Origin of the sequence: Cupriavidus alkaliphilus (genome assembly GCF_900094595.1) — a bacterium.
GTDB lineage: Bacteria > Pseudomonadota > Gammaproteobacteria > Burkholderiales > Burkholderiaceae > Cupriavidus > Cupriavidus alkaliphilus.
In genome coordinates, this window is the sequence record NZ_FMAD01000005.1 from 179684 (window position 1) to 195799 (window position 16116).

At 64.5% G+C, this 16116-nt stretch carries 13 protein-coding genes; 9 read left to right on the top strand and 4 right to left on the bottom strand.

The genetic code is table 11. The features are described 5' to 3' along the window. Positions 1–139 precede the first annotated feature (139 nt). Complete coding sequence (locus GA0116996_RS12765; RefSeq protein WP_092312283.1) at positions 140–1072, top strand: MBL fold metallo-hydrolase; 933 nt, start codon at positions 140–142, stop codon at positions 1070–1072. Positions 1073–1143: 71 nt separating this feature from the next. On the opposite strand, the gene GA0116996_RS12770 is transcribed toward GA0116996_RS12765, so the two are convergent. Beyond that, positions 1144–1665, bottom strand: a complete 522-nt coding sequence (locus tag GA0116996_RS12770; protein WP_092311693.1) for a c-type cytochrome — start codon at positions 1663–1665, stop codon at positions 1144–1146. Between the two features lie 84 nt (positions 1666–1749). Further along, complete coding sequence (locus GA0116996_RS12775) at positions 1750–3828, bottom strand: copper-transporting P-type ATPase (RefSeq protein WP_244159854.1); 2079 nt, start codon at positions 3826–3828, stop codon at positions 1750–1752. A 608-nt stretch (positions 3829–4436) separates the two neighbouring features. Between GA0116996_RS12775 and GA0116996_RS12780 the strand changes: the two genes are divergently transcribed. The 5 genes from GA0116996_RS12780 (at position 4437) to GA0116996_RS12800 (ending at position 11282) form a co-directional block, all read left to right on the top strand. Next, positions 4437–4835, top strand: coding sequence for a copper resistance protein (locus GA0116996_RS12780; protein WP_092311699.1), 399 nt, complete (start codon positions 4437–4439; stop codon positions 4833–4835). 72 nt (positions 4836–4907) lie between these two features. Next, positions 4908–6215, top strand: a complete 1308-nt coding sequence (locus GA0116996_RS12785) for a TolC family protein (protein WP_092311702.1) — start codon at positions 4908–4910, stop codon at positions 6213–6215. Beyond that, on the top strand, positions 6212–7756 hold the full coding sequence (locus tag GA0116996_RS12790) for an efflux RND transporter periplasmic adaptor subunit (RefSeq protein ID WP_092311704.1): 1545 nt from the start codon (positions 6212–6214) through the stop codon (positions 7754–7756). Before GA0116996_RS12785 ends, GA0116996_RS12790 begins: the two co-directional genes overlap by 4 nt. Continuing rightward, entirely contained in the window at positions 7753–10923 is a 3171-nt protein-coding gene (locus GA0116996_RS12795) for an efflux RND transporter permease subunit (RefSeq protein WP_092311707.1), read from the top strand. Before GA0116996_RS12790 ends, GA0116996_RS12795 begins: the two co-directional genes overlap by 4 nt. Then, the gene (locus tag GA0116996_RS12800) at positions 10920–11282 is read left to right on the top strand and encodes a copper-binding protein (protein WP_092311710.1); all 363 of its coding nucleotides are present in this window, start codon (positions 10920–10922) and stop codon (positions 11280–11282) included. The genes GA0116996_RS12795 and GA0116996_RS12800 overlap by 4 nt, the downstream gene beginning before the upstream one ends. A 132-nt stretch (positions 11283–11414) precedes the next feature. On the opposite strand, the gene GA0116996_RS12805 is transcribed toward GA0116996_RS12800, so the two are convergent. Continuing rightward, on the bottom strand, positions 11415–11861 hold the full coding sequence (locus GA0116996_RS12805; protein ID WP_092311713.1) for a MerR family transcriptional regulator: 447 nt from the start codon (positions 11859–11861) through the stop codon (positions 11415–11417). A 169-nt stretch (positions 11862–12030) separates the two neighbouring features. Here GA0116996_RS12805 and GA0116996_RS12810 point away from each other — a divergent pair, with 169 nt between their 5' ends. Next, positions 12031–12861 (top strand): alpha/beta fold hydrolase, encoded by an 831-nt coding sequence (locus GA0116996_RS12810; protein WP_092311716.1) that lies wholly within the window; start codon positions 12031–12033, stop codon positions 12859–12861. A 204-nt stretch (positions 12862–13065) separates the two neighbouring features. Further along, positions 13066–14298, top strand: a complete 1233-nt coding sequence (locus GA0116996_RS12815) for an NADH:flavin oxidoreductase/NADH oxidase family protein (RefSeq protein WP_092311719.1) — start codon at positions 13066–13068, stop codon at positions 14296–14298. A gap of 151 nt (positions 14299–14449) precedes the next feature. Here the strand turns inward: GA0116996_RS12815 and GA0116996_RS12820 are convergent, their stop codons facing one another. Beyond that, positions 14450–15166 (bottom strand): TetR/AcrR family transcriptional regulator C-terminal domain-containing protein, encoded by a 717-nt coding sequence (locus tag GA0116996_RS12820; protein ID WP_092311722.1) that lies wholly within the window; start codon positions 15164–15166, stop codon positions 14450–14452. Between the two features lie 146 nt (positions 15167–15312). Between GA0116996_RS12820 and GA0116996_RS12825 the strand changes: the two genes are divergently transcribed. Beyond that, positions 15313–16098: an aldolase gene (locus tag GA0116996_RS12825; protein WP_092311724.1), complete on the top strand. Its 786-nt coding sequence runs from the start codon at positions 15313–15315 to the stop codon at positions 16096–16098. Positions 16099–16116: the final 18 nt, after the last annotated feature.

Genomic DNA, 16116 nt, shown 5'->3' on the forward strand with positions numbered 1-16116 from the left:
CAATCGTTCCCCCTGCCTAGAATCGGTTGCAACGATGGTCGCACGGAACGCGCGACGGTCGAGAAGGATGTCCGCGCAACGCTGCGGAACACGCCTGCCGCCCAGTGCGGTTTTCCCACCCATTGACAGGACCCCGATGATGAGCGAAACAATCCGCAATGTGCAGCCGGTTACCGCCAACCTTGGCAAAGATAGTGCCGGCGAACTCGTGCCCTCCCGCTACGCCGTGCGCGTGGGCGACGTCGATGTCGTGCTGATCAGCGATGGCATTCTGCCGCTGCCGACCTCGACCATGTCGACCAACGTGAGCCCGGCGGACCGCAACGAATGGTTCGATAGCCGCTTCCTGCAACGCGACACGTTCGACTGGGCGCTGAATATCGCGCTCGTGCGCAGCGGCGAACGCCTGATCCTGATCGACTCGGGCGTGGGCGACGGCTTCGAGTACTTCACGCGCGCCGGCCGGTCGGTGATGCGCCTGGAATCGGCGGGCATCGACCTGGCTGCGATCACCGATATCGTGATCACGCATATGCATATGGACCACGTCGGCGGACTGAACGTAGATGGCGTCAAGGCCAAGCTGCGGCCGGACGTGCGCATTCACGTAGCGGCCGCGGAACTGGAGTTCTGGAAAAATCCGGACTTCAGCAAGACGGTCATGCCGGAAGCGGTGCCTCCGGCGCTTCGCAAGGCGGCTGCAAAGTTTGCGCAAAGTTACAGCGAGAACATCGTGCCGTTCGATCAGACCGTGGACATCGCGGCGGGCGTGTCGGCGCGCGTGACCGGCGGCCACACGCCGGGTCACTGCGTCGTGGATGTTGCATCGAACGGCGAGAAGCTGACCTTCGTCGGCGACGCCATCTTCGAAGTCGGCTTCGAGCGGCCCGACTGGCAGAATGGCTTCGAGCACGATCCCGAAACCGCCACGGACGTGCGTATCGCGCTGCTCAACGAGGCTGCGGAAACCGGCGCCCTGCTGGCCGCGGCGCATGTCGCGTTCCCGTCGATCGGGCATGTTGCGAAGCACGGCGCAGGCTTCCGGTTCGTGCCGGTGACATGGGATTATTGATCCAGGGTCGACTATCAGCAGTAGTCGTATAGATTGCACTGGCCAGCCCGTCGCCGCCCTGCCGACGGGCATCAACGCCCTTGCGCTTCCGTAACCTCCCGCTGCGCCGCAGCCATTTTCCGAGGCCAGGTACTTTTGATATACGCCAGCACGGCGACGATGTCTTGGTCGGACAGCGATTGCCCGAATGCCGGCATATCGCTGACATACCCCTCCGGAGCCGTCACCCCGGCTACCAGCCCATTCTTGGTAATCGCGAACAGCACGGCGTCGGGATGATGCCAGGTATGGCCGGAAGCATCATGCGGGGGTGCCGGCATCCGGCCATTCGGTAGCCGCTCGCGCCAGTTGGGCTGGCCTTCCAGGTTGGCACCATGGCATGCGGCGCATTGCTGTGCGTAGATCTTGCGGCCCTGCGCGACGCTGGCCGCATCGGTGGCATCGATGCGCAGCTGCCGCAGATCGCGTGTCTTGCCGGCATCGGCGGGCGTATCCAGGTACCGCCTGGTCTGCAGTGCAACGGCGGTGGCAATCACCCCGCCGAGCACAAGCAGCACCACGATCCGCCAGCGTGGCTTGCCTGATTTGTTCATGTCGTGCCTGCACCAATAAGCTTCATCACTACACCTGACTCCTGACAAGCAAAGAGGGTCGCTCCGTATCCGCCCGCATCGGCCTTACGAAGCGGCGCTCCTGAGACGCAGCGCATTGGCGATGACCGAGGCCGAACTCAGGCTCATCGCCAGCGCCGCGATCATCGGCGACAACAACAGGCCCGTCGCGGGATACAACACGCCGGCCGCCAGCGGCACGCCGAGGGCGTTGTAAATGAACGCAAAACCGAGATTCTGCTTCATGTTTCGAATGGTCGCGCGCGAGAGTTGGCGGGCGCGGGCGATGCCGCGCAAATCGCCCTTGACCAGCGTGACCTGGGCGCTGTTCATCGCAACATCGGTGCCGGTGCCCATGGCGATACCCACATCCGCCTGCGCCAGCGCCGGCGCATCATTGATGCCGTCGCCGGCCATGGCGACCACCGCACCCGCCTGTTGCAGGGAACTGACAAGTTCAAGCTTGTCCGCGGGCTTCACCTCACCGTGGAATTCGTCCACGCCAAGTTTTGCGGCCACCGCCCTCGCCGTTGCGATGCCGTCTCCGGTCGCCATGACGACACGGATGCCTTCATCCCGGAGACGCGCCAGCGCCTCCGGCGTGGTGGCCTTGACCGGGTCGGAGACGGCGAGCAGGCCCGCAAGCGTGCTGTCGACAGCGAGATACATGACGCTGGCGCCTTGCGCTCGCAACGCGTCGGCCTGCGCCACTAGCGGATCGGTGGCGACGCTCTCGGCTTTCATCAGCGCGGTGTTTCCTATCGCAATCTTCCTGCCGCCCAACTTGCCGCTTACCCCGATTCCCGAACTCGACTCGAAGTTCTCTGGCTGGTCCAACGGCAGGCCTCGACTGCGAGCGGCTTCGACGATCGCGGCGGCCAGGGGATGTTCGCTGCCTTGATCCACGCTGGCAGCCAACCGCAGCACGTCTTCCTCGGTAAAGCCATTGGCGCCGATTGCGCGCTCGAACACCGGCCTGCCTTCGGTGAGCGTTCCCGTCTTATCGACAATCAGGGTATCGATCTTGCGCAGGTTCTCGATCGCCGCGGCGTCGCGGAACAGCACCCCGCCGGACGCGCCCTTGCCGCTTGCCACCATGATCGACATCGGCGTGGCCAGGCCCAGCGCGCAAGGACAGGCGATGATCAGCACCGCGACGGCATTGATCAGGCCGAACACCCAACCAGGATCGGGGCCGAACAGTACCCATGCGACAAAAGTCAGCACGGCAATGCCGATCACGCCGACGACGAAGACGCCGGCAACCTTGTCCGCCAACCGCTGCATCGGCGCCTTCGATCGCTGCGCTTGCGCCACCATCTGGACAATCTGCGACAGCACGGTCTGCGAGCCGACCTTTTCGGAGCGGATCACCAGGCTGCCCGATGTGTTCATGGTGGCGCCGATGACCCGGTCGCCGACGCGCTTGGTGGCCGGAATCGGCTCGCCGGTGATCATCGACTCGTCGACGGCGCTGGTGCCGTCGGTCACGACACCGTCAACCGGCACCTTCTCGCCGGGTCGCACGCGCAGCAGGTCGCCAACATGCACATGGGCCAGCGGCACGTCTTCCTCGATCCCGCCGGGACCGATGCGTCTTGCGGTCTTGGGCGCCAGCCCCAGCAGTGACTTGATGGCGGCCGAGGTCTGGGAGCGGGCCTTCAGTTCAAGCAACTGCCCCAGCAAAGTCAGGGAGATGATCACTGCCGCGGCCTCGAAGTAGACGCCGATGCGGCCATGCTCGGCAAAAGCCTGCGGAAAGGCGCCGGGCATGATGGTCGCGACGACGCTGTAGAGCCAGGCGGCGCCGGTGCCGATCCCGATCAACGTCCACATGTTCGGACTGCGGTTGACGATCGACTGGAAACACCGGGCGAAGAACGGCCAGCCCGCCCACAGCACCACCGGCGTCGACAGGACAAGCTCGACCCAGCTCTGCGTCGACAGGTCCATCCAGCCAAGGCGATGCCCGAACATCGCCAGCACGAACACCACGCCGGTCAGCGGCAGCGTCCACCAGAAACGGCGACGGAAGTCCGCCAGCTCCGGGTTCTCGCCCTCGTCCAGTCCTGGCAACAACGGTTCCAGCGTCATGCCGCACTTCGGGCAGTTGCCCGGATGGTCCTGGCGGATTTCCGGATGCATCGGGCAGGTATAGATCGTGCCCTCGGCGGGAGACTGCACCGCGCCCGTCCCGGTGCCAGTACCAGGCTGTTCATGAGCACGATCATGATGATGCGCATGCTCGTGATGATGACCATGAGCGAGGTCCCGGGCCGCGGCAGGTGCGCCGGCGCCGTGGCGCGCAGGCTTTTTGGCATCGTGTTCGTTGCGCGTCCTGTTCATCCTGGCTCCCCTGGTTGTTTGGCCGGTGCGGACTCCGCGATCGCGTCCGAAGACGCCAGCTTAGACCTTCCTATCGTTGTAAGGTCAAGGGCAACCGGGCAGTATTGGTCTCTTCGGGATGGCCGTGTCTGGATCCGGTGTGGGCTGGGATACCAAAAAGCAAGGGCGTCCGGCGAGGCGCCCACATAGCTGGCGGCCTTGGTTCACCAAGATGGTAGGAACTCGTCTCTCACCAAGACATTACGCAACCATTACATCCCGGTAAGCTGGAACCCTGGACGTCATCCGTGGCGCGGAATGACCAGGTGGCGATGATGACGGACGGATGTACCGCAGGATGCCCCCCAACCGGCATATGCCGCAAGAAGTCAAACGCTGCTACCATTCCCGCAACCTGTGCCTCTCCCGTGCGTACTTCTTTCCGTCGGCTCTGGCTTGCCGCATTCCTGCTGAGCGCTTTCCTGACAGTGCAACTGGCAGCGGCGGCGTATGCCTGCGACGGCAGCCGGTATTCGCTGGGCGCGACGGAAGAGATGGCCGGCATGACCGAAGCTTGCCCCGACATGGCAAGCGAACACGCCGGGCCGGGCGTACATGATGGTCTTTGCCAGGAACATTGCCAGCTCGGCTCGAAGTCGGCCGACCATGCCACGCCGCAGATTCCCGCGTTTCATCCGGTGCTGGTCAATGTCGTGGTGCCCGCGCCGATACCGGTGCTCGCGCATCGCATAGCCACGCCCCGCGATGCGATACCCCGGGCCCCGCCACGCCCCCTCCCCATCCTTAACTGCTGTTTCCGAACGTAGCCTCCGAAGCAACGCCGGTTGTCCTGCCCTGAGCCATGGTCTCCAGGGTGGTCGTTGCTTTGCGGAGGCTTTATGCATTTGCGCTTATCCCCCCAGTGCGGGCGCCGGCTGGCGCTCGCCCTTACGCTGCTTGCCGTGATCCGTCCGGCATGGACGCAGCCCGCGCCGGCCCTTTCCTTGCAGGAAGCGCTCGCGCTCGCCACGTCGCGTTCGGCCGATGCCGAAACCTCGCGCTCGGCGGTAGAGTCGGCCATCGAGATGGCAGTGGCTGGCAGGCAGATGCCGGATCCGGTGCTGAAGGTCGGCGTCAACAACGTCCCGGCGAATGGCCCGGATCGGTTCTCGCTGGGCACGGATTCGATGACCATGAGGTCGATCAGCCTCATGCAGGAATTCACACGCCCGGCGAAGCGCCTGGCCCGCGCAGAGCGCTACGAGGCCGAGGCGTCTTCGGCCGAGGCCCAACGTATGGTGGCGCTGGCCAACGTCCAGCGCGGCACCGCCACGGCGTGGCTGGAGCGCTGGTACGCTGAGCGCGCGCACGCGGTGCTTGCCGAACAGGCGCAATCGATCAAGCTGATGATCGATGCGGCACAGGCTGCCTACCGGGGCAACCGCGGCTCACGCACCGAGATCCTGGCCGCCCAGATCGAATGGCAGCAACTGCAGGATCGCGAAGACGAAGCCCGCGCCGCGGTCGCCTCGTCCCGGGCGACGCTGCGTCGGTGGGTCGGCGAGGCTGCGGCGTTGCCGCTGGCCGAGCGACCCGAATTCGATGCGCCGGCCTGGCTCGATACCCTGGATGTTGCCGGGGCTACGCAATTGCCCGATGTCGTTGCCGCGCAGGCGCAAGCCGGCGTGGCCGAGGCCGAGAGCCGCGTCGCGCGCGCGAACAAGGTGCCGGATGTCAGCGTCGAGCTGATGTACAGCCAGCGCGGCCCCGCCTACTCGAACATGGTGTCGCTGAACGTCTCGCTGCCGGTGCCCTGGGACCAGGGCAACCGCCAGGACCGCGAACTTTCCGCCAGGGTGGCGCAGGCCGATGCCGCGCGGGCGCAGGCCGAATCGGTACGCCGTGGCCTGATTGGACAGCTGCGCGGCAAGCAGGCCGAACTGCAACTCGGCCAGGCGCGCCTGGACCGCTATCGCAACACCACGTTGCCACTGGCGAAGGCACAAACCGAGGCGGCCCTGGCCGCCTATCGCACCGGTGCCGGCAGCCTGGCAGCCGTGGCGGACGCCAGCCGCAAGGCGCTCGAGCTGTCGCTCGAACGGCTCAGGCTGGAGGCTGCGACCGCCAGGCTCTGGGCCGAGCTAACGTTCCTGATGCCGTTGCCGACCGCCGCGCAAGCCATCCCGCCGCAAGGAGCCCGACCATGAAGCAGACCACGATTGCACGGACCCTGGTGGTTCTGCTCGTGCTGGCGAGCGCAGGAGCGGCCTATTATCTCGGCCATCAGCAGGGGCGCCGGCAGATCGCCGCGTCGGACACGCCGGCCAGCGGCACCGGTGGGGCGAACCTGAAGGCCGGCGATATCGATCCGGGCACGGGCAAGCGCATCCTCTACTGGCATGATCCGATGGTGCCGGGCCAGCGCTTCGACAAGCCCGGCAAGTCGCCCTTCATGGATATGCCGCTGTCTCCCGTGTACGAGGAAGCCGGCGGCGGCGCAACCGTGACGGTTGACAGCCGCGTGGCGCAGAACCTTGGCGTCCGCACGGCGCAGGTGAAGGCGGGCCGGCTGGCCTCCGCATTCGAAGTCCCGGGCAATGTTGCGATCAACGAGCGCGGCATCGCCGTGCTGCAGGCCCGTACCAGCGGGTTCGTCGAGCACGCGTATGCCAGGACGACGCTGGATCCGGTTCGCAAGGGCCAGCCGCTGGCGCAGATCTACTCGCCGGAATGGGTCACCGCGCAAGAGGAATACCTGGCGGTGGTCCGCACCGGCGCAAGCCTGCAGGGCGATTTGCGCGAGGCCGCGATCGCCCGCATGCGGCAGGCCGGCATGACCGACAGCCACATCCGCCTGGTGCAGGACACCGGCAAACTGCAGCCGCGGCTTGTCATCACCAGTCCCGTGGACGGGATCGTCACCGAGATCGATGCGCGCGACGGCATGACGGTCTCGCCCGGCACGACACTCTTTCGCCTTGCCAGCCTGGCGACGGTATGGATACTGGCCGAAGTGCCGGAGACCCACGTCGCACGGCTACGGCAGGGACAGGCGGTGTCGGCGGTCGCGGCCGCGCTGCCGGGACAAGCGCTGACCGGCAGGGTCGACGCCATCCTGCCGGACATCAACTCCGGCACCCGTACGGTCAGAGTGCGGATCGAACTGCAGAACAAGGGCCGCCAGTTGATGCCAGGCATGTTCGTGACTGCCCGCTTCGATGCCGCGCCTGGCCCGGACCGGTTGCTGGTCCCGACCGAGTCGCTGATCCGCACCGGAACGCGCACCATCGTCATGGTGGAAACCGGCCCCGGTGGGTTCCGCCCGGTCGAGGTCAGGACCGGCGCCACCTCGGGCGGCCAGACCGAAGTGACCGAAGGCCTCGAGGCCGGACAGAAGGTCGTGGTGTCCGGCCAGTTCCTGCTCGATTCCGAAGCCAGCCTGCGCGGCTCCGCGCAGCGCATGGCCGCGGCGCCGGCCGCGCCGGCGGTCGCCGCCGCCGGGCCGGAGCACGAAGGCAGCGGACGCGTCGAGGCAGTCAGCGCGGAAAGCATGACGATTTCCCACGAACCGATCCCGTCGGTTAGCTGGGGCGCCATGACCATGGACTTTGCCGCACCCGCTTCCGGCATGCCGCAAGGATTCAAGCCTGGCGACCGTATCCGCTTCCGCTTCCACCTGGACCGCGACGGTGCGGCAACGCTGTCATCGGTGGAACGCGCAGCTGCCGCATCGGGAGCCAGGCCATGATCGCGCGGCTTATCCTGGCTTCGATCCGCAACCGCTTTCTGGTGCTGCTGGCCACGGTCATGCTGACCGCGTGGGGCTTGTGGGCCGCGCACAGCACCCCGCTCGACGCGCTTCCGGACCTGTCCGACGTGCAGGTGATCATCCGCACGCCGTTTCCCGGCCAGGCACCGCAGATCGTCGAAAACCAGGTCACCTACCCCCTGACCACGACGATGCTGTCGGTGCCCGGTGCCAGGACCGTGCGCGGCTATTCGTTCTTCGGTGACTCCTATGTCTATGTGTTGTTCGAGGACGGCACCGATCTCTACTGGGCGCGCTCGCGCGTGCTGGAATACCTGAACCAGGTGCAGTCGCGCCTGCCCGCCGCGGCCAGCCCCGCGCTTGGCCCGGACGCGACCGGCGTAGGCTGGATCTACGAGTACGCCCTGGTCGACAGGACCGGCCAGCACGATCTTGGCCAGTTGCGCGCATTGCAGGACTGGTTCCTGCGCTTCGAGCTCAAGTCGCTGCCCAATGTGGCCGAAGTCGCGTCGCTGGGCGGCATGGTCAGGCAGTACCAGGTTGTGCTGATGCCGGACCGGCTGCGTGCCTATAACCTGTCGCAGGGCAAGGTGCTGGCGGCGCTCAGGGGAGCGAACCGGGAAACCGGGGGCTCGGTGCTGGAACTGGGCGAAGCCGAGTACATGGTACGTGCCAGTGGCTACCTGAAGACGCTTGACGACTTCCGCCAGATTCCGCTGGCCACCAGCGATACCGGCATCCCGGTACGGCTGGGCGACGTTGCCACCATTCAGCTGGGGCCGGAAATGCGGCGCGGCATCGCGGAACTCGACGGCCAGGGTGAAGTCGCGGGCGGCATCATTGTGATGCGCTCCGGAAAGAATGCGCTGGAGACCATCGACGCGGTCAAGGCCAGGCTCGCCACCTTGCAGGCGAGCCTGCCCAAGGGCGTGGAAGTGGTGACGACCTATGACCGCTCAGCGCTGATCAAGCGCGCCGTGGATAACCTGACAACCAAGCTCATCGAGGAATTCATCGTGGTGGCGCTGGTATGCCTGGTGTTCCTGTTCCACTTGCGGTCGGCGCTGGTTGCCATCGTCTCGCTGCCGCTCGGCGTGCTGGCAGCGTTCCTGGTGATGCGCTACCAGGGCGTGAACGCCAACATCATGTCGCTTGGCGGCATCGCCATCGCCATTGGCGCCATGGTCGATGCGGCGGTGGTGATGATCGAGAACGCCCACAAGCACCTGGAACGCTGGCACGCCGACCATCCCGGACGGCAACTGACCACGCAGCAGCGATGGCGCGTCACTGGCGAGTCGGCGGCGGAGGTGGGCCCGGCCCTGTTCTTCTCGCTGCTGATCATCACGCTCTCGTTCATTCCCGTTTTCACGCTGGAGGCGCAGGAGGGGCGGCTGTTCTCGCCGCTGGCGTTCACCAAGACCTATTCCATGGCGGCTGCCGCCGGCCTGTCGGTCACGCTGGTGCCCGTGCTGATGGGCTACATGATTCGCGGCAGGATTCCGTCGGAACAGGCCAATCCGCTCAGCCGGTGGCTGATCCGAGGCTACCAGCCCTTGCTTGCCAAGGTGCTCTCCTATCCCGGGACCACCATTGCGGTCGCGGTACTGCTGCTGGCGGCAACCGCCTGGCCCATCATGCGCATCGGCGGGGAGTTCATGCCGCCGCTCGATGAAGGAGACTTGCTGTACATGCCATCGGCGCTGCCGGGCCTCTCCGCCGGCAAGGCGGCGCAGCTGCTGCAGCAGACCGATCGGCTCATCAAGACCGTGCCCGAGGTGGCGACAGTATTCGGCAAGGCCGGCCGCGCCGATACCGCCACCGACCCGGCGCCCATCGAGATGTTCGAGACCACCATCCAGTTCAAGCCCCGGGACCAGTGGCGGGCAGGCATGACGGCCGACAAGCTGGTGGAGGAACTGGATCGCGTGGTCAGGGTGCCTGGGTTGTCGAACGTCTGGGTCCCGCCGATACGCAACCGCATCGACATGCTCGCCACGGGGATCAAGAGCCCGGTCGGCATCAAGGTGGCCGGCACGGACCTGAAAGAGATCGACAGGCTCGCCACCAGGATAGAAGAGGCGGTCAAGTCAGTACCGGGGGTCACGTCGGCGCTTGCCGAACGTCTCACCGGCGGCCGCTATATCGATGTGGATATCGACCGTGGCGCCGCCGGCCGGTACGGCCTCAACATCGAGGACGTGCAAAGTATCGTGTCATCGGCGATCGGGGGCGAGAATGTCGGTGAAGTGGTCGACGGACTGGCGCGCTTTCCGATCAGCGTCCGCTATCCGCGCGACTATCGCGATTCCATCGAGCAATTGCGTGCCCTGCCTATCGTCACCGACAAGGGACTGCAGGTCACGCTTGCGGACGTGGCGCGCATCGAGGTCGTGCAAGGCCCGCCGATGCTGCGCAGCGAGAACGCGCGCTTGTCCGGCTGGATCTATGTCGACATTCGCGGACGTGATCTCCGTTCAGTCGTGCGCGAGATGCAGGCCGTGGTGGCAAAGGCGGTGCCGATGACCGCGGGGTATTCGCTGAGCTGGTCCGGGCAGTTCGAGTACCTGGAACGGGCATCGGCCAGGCTCAAGCTGGTGGTGCCGTTCACGCTGCTGATCATCTTTGTGCTGCTTTACATGATATTCGGCCGCCTGGATGAGGCGCTGCTGATCATGGGCACGCTGCCACTTTCGCTGATCGGCGGCTTCTGGCTGCTCTACCTGCTGGGCTACAACCTCTCCGTGGCTGGCGTCGTCGGTTTCATCGCGCTGGCCGGCGTGGCGGCGGAGTTCGGTGTCATCATGCTGCTCTATCTGAAACAAGCCTGGAGCGAACGCGAAAAACGTGGCGAAACCACGCAGTCGGCACTTCTCGACGCGATCCAGGAGGGGGCGGTGCAGCGCGTGCGCCCCAAGGCAATGACGGTCGCGGTCATTCTCGGCGGCCTGGTTCCCATCATGTGGTCGCATGGCACCGGCTCGGAAGTGATGCAGCGCATTGCCGCGCCGATGGTCGGCGGCATGGTGACCGCCCCATTGCTGTCCCTGTTTGTCGTGCCGGCGGTGTATTGGCTGTTACGCCGTCGTCAGACCCGAGTTCCCCCAGCCCCTACCCACCCTTCACTTCAGGACGAATCGCAATGAAACCCGGCAAGACTCTCGCACTCGCGCTCGCCATCGTCGCCGCCTCCACCGCCTCCACTGCATTCGCAGCGGGATCCATGGACGGCCATCCTATGCACGGCATGGACAACAAGGCAGCCGCCGCGTCCAAGCAGGCCGCTCAAGCTGTGCCAGCCGAGATCAAGAAGATCGATACGTCGACCGGCAAGGTCACGCTCAAGCACGGCCCCATCGCGAACCTTGGCATGTCAGCCATGACCATGGCGTTCCCGGTCAAGGACCGCGCCTCGCTGAAGCACTTCAAGGAAGGCGACTCGGTTTCCGTCACGTTCGACAAGGTCGACGGCAAGCCGACCGTCATCGACATGCAGCGCAAGTGAGTGGACTCGGCCGCCTGTCGCCGTTTCTGGCGGCGGCAGGCCAGCTTGCGTGGCCGGTGCAAAACCTCCGGCGCGCCAGCGCTGCCTGTACCGAGGCCGCAACGGGCAGCAACGGGCAGCAACTGTCGCAAATTACCTTGCGGCGGCGCGGCGGCGCTTGCCGGTTGCGACCGCCCCGTCCTCGCGGAGGCGGTCCAGCACCCACTGAGCCTTGTCTGAGCAATCCAGGTCTGCCGGCCGGTTTTCGATATTCCTGATGACGGCGAGCAGATGCGCCCGGTTCCGTTTCAGGCGTTTCTGCATCTCCTCGATCTCGGCGACCTTCCGCTTGAGGGCATCCAGCAGTTCATCATGCTGCCAGTCCCCCGAACCGAGCGGCAACAGATGACGGATCTGGTCGAGCGAGAAGCCCGCCTCCTGGGCGCTGGCAATAATCTCCAGAATCCACACCGCCTCCGCAGAGTAGTCGCGATAGCCATTTGCCGTGCGCTCGACGGCTGTGATCAGGCCGGCCGCCTCGTAGAAGCGGATGCGGGAGGCCGTCAGGCCACTGAGCTTTGCCAGTTCTCCGATTCTCATAAACAAAAAAAGTTGACCTTGAGGTGAGCTTCAATCCTACAGTGAATGTCGGCCAGGGCGCAGCCCGCGGATTCCCGTCCGCGGCCACCGCCCGACAACGGCATGCCAGTGCCGGGCCGGCGGATTCTTCAATGGCAGTCTTCATTGGCACCACATAGGAGAAGCGAACATGGGATACGTAACGACAAAGGATGGCGTTGACATCTTCTACAAGGACTGGGGACCACGCGACGCGCAGGTGATCTTCTTTCATCACGGCTGGCCGCTCAGCGCTGATGACTGGGACGCCCAAATGCTCTTCTTCCTGGCGCAGGGCTTTCGGGTCGTGGCCCATGACCGCCGCGGCCATGGACGGTCCAGCCAGGTCTGGGACGGCCATGACATGGACCACTACGCGGATGACGTGGCGGCGGTGGTCAGCCATCTCGGCGTGGAGAAGGCCGTCCACGTTGGCCATTCCACGGGCGGCGGCGAGGTCATCCACTACGTCGCCCGCCATGGGGAGGATCATGTCGCCAAGGCCGTGCTCATCAGCGCTGTTCCGCCGTTGATGGTCAAGACGGAAAGCAACCCGGGCGGCCTGCCCAAGGATGTCTTCGACGATTTCCAGGCCCAACTCGCGGCCAATCGCGCGCAGTTCTACTACGACATAGCCGCCGGCCCGTTCTACGGCTACAACCGGCCCGACGCGAAACCGTCGCAGGGTGTCATCTGGAACTGGTGGCGGCAGGGCATGATGGGCAGCGCCAAGGCACATTACGATGGCATCGTGGCCTTCTCGCAGACCGACTTTACCGAGGACCTGAAGCGCGCCACGATTCCCGTGCTGGTGATGCATGGCGATGACGACCAGGTCGTTCCCTACGCTGACTCGGCACCGCTCTCGGCAAAGCTGCTCAAGCACGGCACCCTGAAGACCTATCCGGGCTTTCCGCATGGAATGCCGACCTCCAACGCCGATACGATCAATGCCGATCTGCTGGCGTTTGTGCGCAGCTAGCCGCTCCGCCGGCATCCGCCAGCCTTCCTCGTCACCATGCGCCACGCGCGATTCCGCTGCGCGGAAGTGAAGCTGTTCTGCACGGCCCGCCCTTCGAGGCGGGCCGTTTGCATTCTTGCGAACAGCCGGCGCAGCGAAAAAATACCTTGACCTTAAAGTTAACTTCAATCTTACAGTCGATTCACGATCCAACGGGGTGACCTTATGAACGTGTTCGACAAACTGATTCTGCGCAACGGTTCAATCGTTCCAAACCGCATCGCCAAGGCCGCCATGGAAGAGAACCTGGCGGATAAAGACCACGCGCCTTCCGAAGCACTGATACGCCTGTACAGTGCCTGGGCGGAGGGCGGCGCAGGCCTGCTGATCACCGGCAACGTGATGGTCGACAGCCGTGCCATGACGGGTCCCGGCGGCGTGGTGCTGGAGAACTCCCGGCATCTGGACCGGTTCCGGCGCTGGGCGCACGCCGGCCGGGCCAACGGCGCGCAGCTGTGGCTGCAGATCAACCACCCCGGTCGCCAGATGCCTGCCAGCCTGGGGCAGCCCACCTGGGCGCCCTCTGCGGTGCCATTGCAGCTGGGCAAACTGTCCCGGCACTTCAGCGCGCCAAAGGCGATGACGCACGACGTCATCGAAGACGTTATCCGCCGCTTTGCCCGTACCGCTCAACTCGGCGAGCAGGCAGGCTTCACCGGCGTCGAAATTCACGCGGCACACGGCTATCTGCTGAGCCAGTTTCTCTCGCCCTTGACCAACCATCGAAGGGACCAGTGGGGCGGCTCGCTGGAAAACCGCGCCCGCCTGCTCATCGAGATCGTCAAGGCCATACGCGCCGTGGTTTCGCCCGGATTCGCGGTTGCCGTCAAGCTGAATTCCGCCGACTTCCAGCGGGGCGGCTTCAGTGCCGACGATGCCCGCCAGGTCGTGAAACTGCTCAACACGCTGGACGTCGACCTGGTCGAACTGTCCGGAGGCAGCTATGAGGCGCCGGCCATGCAGGGCGACGCCCGCGACGGCAGCACCCTCGCCCGCGAGGCCTACTTTGTCGAGTTCGCCCGGGACATCCGCGCGGTGGCGAAGATGCCAGTGATGGTCACGGGCGGCATCCGCCGCTGGCCGGTAGCCCAGGCAGTGGTCCAGAGCGGCGTGGACATGGTTGGCATCGGCACCGCCCTGGCCATCGATCCCGATCTGCCGCGCGCCTGGCGTGCCGGCAAGGACAGCGCGCCGACGTTACGGCCAATCGACTGGACCAACAAGCCGCTGGCCTCGCTCGCCAACATGGCGGCAGTCAAGTTTCAACTGCGCAAGCTCAGCCGCGGCAAGGCCACCAATCCGAAGGTGTCACCGCTGTGCGCCCTGATCCTGCAGCAGGCGTCCGACGCATGCCGCGCCCGTCAGTATCGGCGCTGGATCGCCCAGCGCAGCGGCTGATAGCAGGCCTTCGCGACGCCACTGCCGTTCGGCCCCTTCCTACAGCCGGTTACCGCCAACTTGATCCAGCCGGGCTGGCGCTGGCCATCGCCGGAATCCCTGTTGAGCAGAACTAATCGTTCCTGATCACCCAGTCCCGGCCAGACATCAATTACCCGCGTCGTTCAGGGCGTCTTCTTGCCGCACCGGCCACGCCCTTTCCTGCATTCAGCAATGGAGCGGCTTTCCTCGCAGTCTCGCTGGCCTGCTGCTTGACGCCAGCGATGATCAGTTCCAGCCCCGTACTGAACCGCGCATCGAAATCGGTAGAAAAGATGGACTCCTGAGCAGCCCAATTCCTCGGATAGCTGCGCTTCGCCAACTCCTCGAAGGCAGTCTTGCGTGAAGTGACATCGAACGCGCTGTGGGGTCCGAGTGCCTGTTCTTCCATCACAAAACCCAGGATGTAGTAGAGAACGCTGAAGGAATACGTCGATGCACAGGACACATCGACGCCGGCCAACGCGAATGCTTCCAGCATCGCCTCGCTAACGCGCAGCACGTTGTCCGACACTACATAAGTGCCCGCAAAAACACGAGCACCATCACGGTGCTGCAATAGCGCCTGCCGCAGCTCCGCGGCAATTTGCCTGAGCCGGCTGTCCCATGGCTGATCCGGGCTCTGGGGCAGGACAACATTCATGACGAGTGCATCCGCTACGGCATCAATAAGTTCTTGCTTCCCGCTGAAATGCCAATAGAGCGAAGGTGCCTGTATGTCGAGTGCCAGCGCCAGCTTGCGCAGCGTCAATCCATCAAGCCCCTCCTGATCCAAAAGGTCTAACGCAGCCTGAATGACCTGATCACGTCGAATTTTTGGGGTTTTCATTCACATCTGTGTTTGCAAACTAACACCGTTAGTGTACCATCGATCGTGATTGCCTAACACCGTTAGGTTTCATCCCCCTGATTCACGCTGTCCATACGAACGCCCCGCTAAGCGGGAGATGACAGGACAACCAAAGGAGGCAACAGATGAAACATGAGGACCGGAAGCGCTTCACGGATGATCAGGTCAGACGGTTGGCCAGCGGCCTTCAACTCGGCGCTTGGACGGAAGAGGAGAAAATCGCGCTCGCATGCCGCATGCTGGCGCTCGAAGGACACTCACGCTCACTCGCGGGGCAAATTACGGTGAGAAGTGCCGATGGCACGTTCCTGACAACACCATTGGCGGTGGGTTTCGACGAGGTCGACGCCGACCAGATCATTCGCATCGACGAATCGATCAACGTCATCCAAGGCAGGGGCGCTGCCAATCCAGCGATCCGGTTTCACCTTTGGATATACCGCGAGCGTCCCGACGTCAATTGCATCATCCATACACATCCGCCATACGTATCGGCCCTGTCCATGACCGGGATGCGCTTGCGTGTGGCCCACATGGATGCAACGCCGTTTGCCGATGACTGCGGATTCCTCGCTGAATGGCCTGGACTTCCAATCGCCGACAGCGAAGGAAAGATCATTGCCACAGCACTCGGCCAAAATCGAAGCGTGCTGCTCGCCCATCACGGCTTTCTCTGCGCCACCGGGTCCATAGAGGAGTCGGCCTATTTGTCGATGCTGATCGAGAACGCTGCACAGCTACAGCTGATTGCTGAGTCGACCGGTTCCGTTGCCGAACTCGATCCTGACCTTGCCAGGGAATCACATGACTTTCTGCTACGCCCGGAAATCGTCCAGGCGAGCTTTGCAATGTTCGCCCGACGGGCAGTCCGCGCCAGTTTGCCAACGCCATGGGGTAGCCGTACTTCCTGAGTGTTCGTGATCCGAGAC

Excerpts from the sequence above, each read along its gene's own strand:
- GA0116996_RS12770 (WP_092311693.1), bottom strand. The coding sequence starts at position 1,665 with ATGAACAAATCAGGCAAGCCACGCTGGCGGATCGTGGTGCTGCTTGTG.
- GA0116996_RS12790 (WP_092311704.1), top strand. The coding sequence starts at position 6,212 with ATGAAGCAGACCACGATTGCACGGACCCTGGTGGTTCTGCTCGTGCTG.
- GA0116996_RS12810 (WP_092311716.1), top strand. The coding sequence starts at position 12,031 with ATGGGATACGTAACGACAAAGGATGGCGTTGACATCTTCTACAAGGAC.
- GA0116996_RS12785 (WP_092311702.1), top strand. The coding sequence starts at position 4,908 with ATGCATTTGCGCTTATCCCCCCAGTGCGGGCGCCGGCTGGCGCTCGCC.
- GA0116996_RS12805 (WP_092311713.1), bottom strand. The coding sequence starts at position 11,861 with ATGAGAATCGGAGAACTGGCAAAGCTCAGTGGCCTGACGGCCTCCCGC.
- GA0116996_RS12820 (WP_092311722.1), bottom strand. The coding sequence starts at position 15,166 with ATGAAAACCCCAAAAATTCGACGTGATCAGGTCATTCAGGCTGCGTTA.
- GA0116996_RS12800 (WP_092311710.1), top strand. The coding sequence starts at position 10,920 with ATGAAACCCGGCAAGACTCTCGCACTCGCGCTCGCCATCGTCGCCGCC.
- GA0116996_RS12795 (WP_092311707.1), top strand. The coding sequence starts at position 7,753 with ATGATCGCGCGGCTTATCCTGGCTTCGATCCGCAACCGCTTTCTGGTG.
- GA0116996_RS12765 (WP_092312283.1), top strand. The coding sequence starts at position 140 with ATGAGCGAAACAATCCGCAATGTGCAGCCGGTTACCGCCAACCTTGGC.
- GA0116996_RS12825 (WP_092311724.1), top strand. The coding sequence starts at position 15,313 with ATGAAACATGAGGACCGGAAGCGCTTCACGGATGATCAGGTCAGACGG.
- GA0116996_RS12775 (WP_244159854.1), bottom strand. The coding sequence starts at position 3,828 with ATGCATCCGGAAATCCGCCAGGACCATCCGGGCAACTGCCCGAAGTGC.
- GA0116996_RS12815 (WP_092311719.1), top strand. The coding sequence starts at position 13,066 with ATGAACGTGTTCGACAAACTGATTCTGCGCAACGGTTCAATCGTTCCA.